The following is a 1,493-nucleotide window of genomic DNA, read 5'->3' as shown; positions in this document are numbered from 1 at the left end:
GTAAGCGCATGTCCGGCCAAATGGTTTACTCCGATCAGCGGCAGGCCGGTAGCAGCGCTCAGGCCCTTGGCGCACATCACTCCTGACATGACGCCACCGATCAGCCCCGGTCCGGCAGTCACCGCGATTGCATCCATATCTGTTAGAAATAGACCAGCATCCTCCAGGGCTTGACGGACGCAAACATCCAGTTTCTCTGCATGTGCCCGAGCTGCAATTTCAGGCACAACGCCGCCAAAGGCGCTATGCAATTCGGTCTGGCCATAAACGACTGAAGACAGGATTTGCGCAGGTTCTCCCTCGGTGTGACGCACGACGGCCGCTGCAGTATCGTCGCAGCTGCTTTCCAGCCCAAGTATCGTTAAAGTTTGCGCCATCGACCCGAACCGTTGCATCATGATCGAAAGCCGGGGTATCACCCCGGGCGCATTCAAACAATCCCGTGACTGATCGCTTTGCCCATACGCCTGTTGATGACCCGCCCCCGCGCCGCCTCTGAAAAGTTTGCAGCGCAACTGCTTCCGGTTTTGTCGGCGGATGTAGACGTCATTATTTCTCCGCTTATCGATATCCAACCACATGGCCAGGATATTGACCTTGGCCGTTTCGCAGGTGTCATCTTCACATCTTCAAACGGTGTCGCCGCTACGGCGCGGTTGTCAGGTGACCGACAATGTCCGGCTTTCTGCGTGGGCCCGGCGACAACTGACGCCGCAAACAAAGAAGGGTGGCAGGCAATTATGGCCGGCGAAACGGCAGAAGAGTTGATCGCGGACCTGGTTTCCCGCCGACCCAAAGGACCACTGTTGCATTTGAGAGGCGAACACGGTCTCGGCGATGTCGCCGTAACTCTTTCCAATTCCGGATTGCCAACGGAGGAGCAGGTTGTTTACCGACAAATACAGCTTGGATTCTCTGATGCGGCACGCGCGGCGATGGTTGATGATCAACCCGTGCTGGCCCCGATCTTCTCCCCAAGAACCGCGCGACATTTTGCCGATCATTGGGAAGGCACGGCCCCGCTATGGGCGGCGGCAATAAGTGAAGCAGCCGCGAAGCCAATGGAATCGTTGAATATTCTGGGCCTGGTTATTAGCAAGAATCCAAACGCCGAAGGAATGCGCGCCGCGATTAAAAAACTTGTGAGTGATCGTATGCGGGTTGAGAGCGCTCGGAACGCGGATTAACCTGCATTGGTCTGTGGGTTTTAAGTATTTGAGAATCAAGGGGGAGCTGACGGTGGCCGGCAAAAAGAAGACTGATGAAGACCACGACGCGATCCCTGCAACAGATGACGCAACCGACGACCAGAGTTCGCACTTTTCGGCAGGTGCGACTGAAAACACCGTTGACGATGCTACAGCCTCGGAAGATTTGACCTTCGAAGCCGAAGCCGAAGCCGAAGCCGAAGCCGAAGCCGAAGCCGAAGCCGAAGCCGAAGCCGAAGCCGAAGCCGAAGCCGAAGCCGAAGCCGAAGCCGAAGCCGAAGCCGA

3 protein-coding genes are annotated in these 1,493 nt (G+C 56.7%); 2 read left to right on the top strand and 1 reads right to left on the bottom strand.

The features are described from left to right. On the bottom strand, positions 1–377 hold a 377-nt coding region (locus AC2FNB_RS21230), incomplete at its 3' end, for a tRNA (adenosine(37)-N6)-threonylcarbamoyltransferase complex transferase subunit TsaD (RefSeq protein WP_496748705.1). Between the two features lie 96 nt (positions 378–473). Here AC2FNB_RS21230 and AC2FNB_RS21225 point away from each other — a divergent pair. Continuing rightward, entirely contained in the window at positions 474–1,187 is a 714-nt protein-coding gene (locus AC2FNB_RS21225; RefSeq protein ID WP_496748704.1) for a uroporphyrinogen-III synthase, read from the top strand. Positions 1,188–1,239: 52 nt separating this feature from the next. Beyond that, positions 1,240–1,493: hypothetical protein (locus AC2FNB_RS21220; RefSeq protein WP_480752207.1), on the top strand; the 254-nt coding region annotated here is incomplete at its 3' end.

The organism is Ruegeria sp. BHSB058 (genome assembly GCF_059613285.1).
The sequence above is the reverse complement of the archived record's forward strand: the minus strand, read 5'-3'. Positions and strand labels throughout refer to the sequence as shown.

Excerpts from the sequence above, each read along its gene's own strand:
- AC2FNB_RS21225 (WP_496748704.1), top strand. The coding sequence starts at position 474 with ATGACCCGCCCCCGCGCCGCCTCTGAAAAGTTTGCAGCGCAACTGCTT.